Annotated in this window: 5 protein-coding genes and 1 pseudogene; 4 read left to right on the top strand and 2 right to left on the bottom strand. The window is 33.7% G+C overall.

Annotated elements, in window-relative coordinates; genetic code table 11:
* Positions 1-221: 221 nt before the first annotated feature.
* On the bottom strand, positions 222-803 hold the full coding sequence (locus AC1UFB_RS17775) for an LOG family protein (protein WP_025911950.1): 582 nt from the start codon (positions 801-803) through the stop codon (positions 222-224).
* 99 nt (positions 804-902) lie between these two features.
* Here AC1UFB_RS17775 and AC1UFB_RS17770 point away from each other — a divergent pair, with 99 nt between their 5' ends.
* Together AC1UFB_RS17770 and AC1UFB_RS17765 are read left to right on the top strand one after the other, a co-directional pair.
* Entirely contained in the window at positions 903-1223 is a 321-nt protein-coding gene (locus AC1UFB_RS17770) for a MazG nucleotide pyrophosphohydrolase domain-containing protein (protein WP_025911952.1), read from the top strand.
* Positions 1224-1262: 39 nt separating this feature from the next.
* Positions 1263-2233, top strand: a pseudogene (locus AC1UFB_RS17765) (HD domain-containing protein).
* Between the two features lie 79 nt (positions 2234-2312).
* Here the strand turns inward: AC1UFB_RS17765 and AC1UFB_RS17760 are convergent.
* Entirely contained in the window at positions 2313-2738 is a 426-nt protein-coding gene (locus AC1UFB_RS17760) for an HIT family protein (RefSeq protein WP_061786470.1), read from the bottom strand.
* A gap of 151 nt (positions 2739-2889) precedes the next feature.
* Between AC1UFB_RS17760 and AC1UFB_RS17755 the strand changes: the two genes are divergently transcribed.
* On the top strand, positions 2890-3456 hold the full coding sequence (locus AC1UFB_RS17755) for a GNAT family N-acetyltransferase (RefSeq protein WP_061786471.1): 567 nt from the start codon (positions 2890-2892) through the stop codon (positions 3454-3456).
* A gap of 109 nt (positions 3457-3565) precedes the next feature.
* Positions 3566-4033 carry a GNAT family N-acetyltransferase gene (locus tag AC1UFB_RS17750; protein ID WP_061786472.1) on the top strand — a complete coding sequence of 156 codons (468 nt, stop codon included), beginning with the start codon at positions 3566-3568 and terminating at the stop codon, positions 4031-4033.
* The last annotated feature ends 179 nt before the right edge of the window (positions 4034-4212 follow it).

The raw sequence follows: 4212 nt of genomic DNA, 5'->3' as shown, positions 1-4212 counted from the left end.
CAGGAAAGCCGATAAATCGCCTTTCCTGTGGGATTTTGTATTTGGGTATGAATAATTCAGGTTTATAATTGTACTTGCAAGCATTTACTGTGTCGAGATAATAGATAATTCTAGTTATCTTATTGATTCTTTAAATGATTTCCTATAACAGTGATTATATTAAGTTACATTGCAAATAAACAAAAGAACAGGATTAGATAGTAACTAATCCTGTTCTTTTATTAGCTTTGAGCTTTTGTGATATATGTTTTCACTGAAGGAGGTTGATATGTATTGAATTGATCTAATAAACCTTGTGGTTTTGTATCTACAAGAGCCATAGAACGATATTTTTCCTGTAGAAATTGCTCTTCTGTCATGTGATTAAATAAAGAAATAAGTGGTGTGTAATAATCATTAATATTCAACAATCCGCAAGGCTTCTGATGTAGCCCTAACTGAGCCCATGTGAAAATCTCAAAGAATTCTTCTAATGTACCTGGACCACCTGGTAATGTAATGAATCCGTCTACAAGTTCGGCCATCTTGGCTTTTCTGTCGTGCATAGATTCAACAACGATAAGCTCTGACAGGTTTTTATGAGAAATTTCTCTTTCTTCAAGGAAAGTAGGCATGACACCAATGACATGTCCGCCAGCTTCTAACACAGCATCAGCCACAGCACCCATTACTCCAACACTTGCTCCACCATATACAAGCGAAATATTACGTTTAGCAAGTTCTTTTCCTAGATCCCTTGCACCTTGAATATAAAGGTCAGATGCTCCATTACTTGATCCACAAAATACAGCTATTCTTTTCATAAAGATCCCCTCCTATGTAGTCACCGTTATTGATTATACATAATAATGGATGATTTGGTAAACTTAGTTGAAGTTAAAAAAGGAAGGTGGAACCATTCAATGAACGTAACAGAATTTCAACAGTGGGTAAAGGACTACTACAAAATGAGAGGTTGGTCAGATTTAGATATCTTTATTCGAATTGGTTTTCTGGCTGAAGAAACAGGTGAAGTAGCACGAGCTATTAGGGCTTTAGAAATTGGAAGAGATCGACCAGACGAAGTAGTTGGAACTTTAGAAGAAAATAAGAAAGAATTAACGGAAGAACTAGGAGACGTGTTAGGTAACTTGATTGTTATTGCTAACAAATATGATATTTCATTAGAAGAAATATTCAGATCACATAAAGAGAAGCTTGCAGAACGTTATTCTACTAGATAAATATAGATATGATAAAAGAAGGGAAAGTGAAGTCGTTTTATGAAAATTCATGATTTCATTTATGGATCTTTTCACTTAGAACCAGTCCTAGCAGAATTAATACATACTCAGCCCCTTCAGAGGCTGAAAAAGATTCACCAAGGCGGCGCAAGTTATTTAGTAAATCCAAAGTGGAATGTAACACGATTTGAACATTCTGTAGGTGTCATGCTATTGATTAAAAAATTAGGTGGTTCTATAGAAGAACAAATAGCTGGCTTGCTGCATGATATTTCCCATACAGCTTTTTCTCATGTTATAGATTTCGTTTTAGATAATCCAGAACAGGACTTTCACGACCAAATATTTGAAAAAGTAATTCAATCGTCAGAAATACCTTCTGTTTTACAAAAGCATGGATTTAATATCTTATCTATATTGCCTATTGAGAAATGGTCCTTATTAGAACAACCTCTTCCTTCGCTGTGTGCAGATCGCATCGATTACACGCTTCGTGATTTATCTACCTATAATATGATTTCTTTAGACGATGCTTGTAAATTTGTAGATGAATTAAGAGTGGTTGACGGTAAAATTTGTTTAAAAACAATTGAGGCAGCAGAATGGTTTGTTAAAGCTTACTATACTGAGGTAGTTGACTTCTTTCTTCACCCATTAAATGTATATGGATATGCCATACTAACGGATATATTAAAGATCGCAATAGCCAAGCAGATTATTCATTTTGATGACTTATTATCAGATGATGAAACAGTTTGGAAGAAGTTAATTGACAGTAAAGACCCTGAAGTGCTAAAAAAATGAAAGATATAAGTAAAAAGGTAATAAATGATGAGAGAAATTACGACATACACCAAAAGAAAAAGGTTCGGATTATCGATCCCTTTGTGCTGGTAGGGAACGCCCGAATGAAGAAAGCAACAGAGCTCTCCACCAAAGTAAGAGAATTAAATCAGTATGCTCTAGAAAAGTCCTTAAAAGGAACATTCCTTAGAGTTCTTAATACTTAGTAAAAAGAAAAGAACCTTATTTAGTCAAATAAGGTTCTTTTTAAATGCCGATAATTGTAATTGTGGTAACTAGGGATGACTAGTTTGAAAGATTATTAATTAGCAAATCCTTAGTCTTTTCTAGGTAGTTTTCAGCACTTTTATTATCAATTGGTTCACTCCAAGTAAAACCGTCGCCTTTGTATCTAGGAATGATATGAAGGTGGTAATGGCCCAATTCATTAAACCTTCCACCATTTGCACAGGTAGTAACGCCGTGTGGCTTAAACACTTTTTTAATTAGCTTTATCATATTTACTGTAGCTTTATTTATCTCTATTTGTGTATCTATATCTATCTCATCAATATCGTGAAAGTGTTGCTTTGGTAATATTAATAAATGCCCTTCATTAAAAGGAGCGATATCTAACGTACAACAAATATGTTCGTTCTCATAAATAATATGTCCAGGAGGGACCAATCCTTTAGCAATCTTACAGCCTAAGCATTCATTCTTTTTCGTCATTTGCTTATCTCCCTATATGTAAAAATAAAATCCTCTTTACAGTTCTTTTTTTAACTATGAAATCCTTTATAAAACGTAGAACAAACAGGGAAATCTAGAAGGAAAAAAGAAATAGTTGATAAGAGATTTTGATTGATAAAGGGGATTAATTATGGTTATAGAAAAGTTTTTGAGTGAAATTCCATTACTAGAAACCCAAAGTCTTTTATTAAGAAAGATAACATTAGATGATGTTGACGATATATTTGAATTCTCTTCTGATATAGAAGTAGCTCATCATATGACTTGGGAAGCTAATAGAAACAAAGAAGAAACGTTGAATAACTTTGTAAATGTAGTTATTGAGGGATATAAGAGGGGACAATCTGCAGATTGGGCAATTGTCCATAAAGGAAGTAACAAGGTTATTGGCACATGTGCTTTTGTAGATTGGTCTAATCAACATAGTAAGGCAGAAGTTGGTTATGTCTTAAACAAGAATTACTGGGGATATGGATTTGCAACTGAAGCTCTTAGCGAATTAATTAAATTTGGCTTTGAATGCATTAGTCTGAACAGAATTGAAGGTGGATGTGATATTGACAATATTGGTTCAGAAAATGTTATGTTGAAGGTAGGAATGAAATTTGAAGGCATTTTAAGAAAAAATGAATTTATTAAAGGTAAATTTCGTGATACAAAAATTTTTGCGATTTTAAAAGAAGATTTTTATTCCTAGAACATGACTTATAGTAACTAACCCTGTATATTCTATCAGTCCCAGAGGATTCTAATTAAGATTATAGAATTTACTACGGACAAAGACTAAAAGGTTAAAGGAGAAAATAATGAGAGTAAGGGAGTTTCAGACAGGAGACATACCTCAATTGGTGCATTTAATGGATCAGCTTGGCTATCCGACTTCTTTAGAAAAGCTAGAGGGTAGATTTAGTAAAATCCAGTCTCAACCTAATTATTATACATTAGTAGCTGAACTGAATAACAAGGTAGTTGGAATGGTGGGACTATGTCATAACTTGTTTTATGAGTATGATAGCTCCTATGTAAGAATTGTCGCTTTTATTGTAGACGCTGACCATAGACGTAAAGGAATTGGCCAGAAATTAATGAACGAGGCAGAAAAATGGGCGATAGGACAAGAAGCAACTTATATTATGTTGAATAGTGGAAATAGAGAAGAGAGAAAGATAGCCCATAAGTTCTACCTTAATATGGGCTATAAAGACAAAAGTACAGGCTTTTCAAAGCCATTAGGTAAACGAATTATTAAAAATGGAAAAGACCTTAAACTTTAAGGTCTTTTTCAGGCTGTTGAGAAACTTTGTTCTCAACAGCTTTTTTATGTCTGTCTTTTTTTATCAGTGGTAACACTGATAAAAAAAGACTGGAGTTGATGAAACATGAGGGGTGCACTTAAAAATCATCGAGATGAACAAGTGATGGTTTCTGTAGAAGATTTAGTTCCTGCCAATCA

The organism is Priestia sp. KCTC 13724, assembly GCF_056820425.1.
Note: the sequence above shows the minus strand (reverse complement) of the source record. Positions and strands in the feature narration are given on the sequence as shown.

Coding starts and splice junctions, on each gene's coding strand:
- AC1UFB_RS17775 (WP_025911950.1), bottom strand. CDS start 803: ATGAAAAGAATAGCTGTATTTTGTGGATCAAGTAATGGAGCATCTGAC.
- AC1UFB_RS17755 (WP_061786471.1), top strand. CDS start 2,890: ATGGTTATAGAAAAGTTTTTGAGTGAAATTCCATTACTAGAAACCCAA.
- AC1UFB_RS17770 (WP_025911952.1), top strand. CDS start 903: ATGAACGTAACAGAATTTCAACAGTGGGTAAAGGACTACTACAAAATG.
- AC1UFB_RS17750 (WP_061786472.1), top strand. CDS start 3,566: ATGAGAGTAAGGGAGTTTCAGACAGGAGACATACCTCAATTGGTGCAT.
- AC1UFB_RS17760 (WP_061786470.1), bottom strand. CDS start 2,738: ATGACGAAAAAGAATGAATGCTTAGGCTGTAAGATTGCTAAAGGATTG.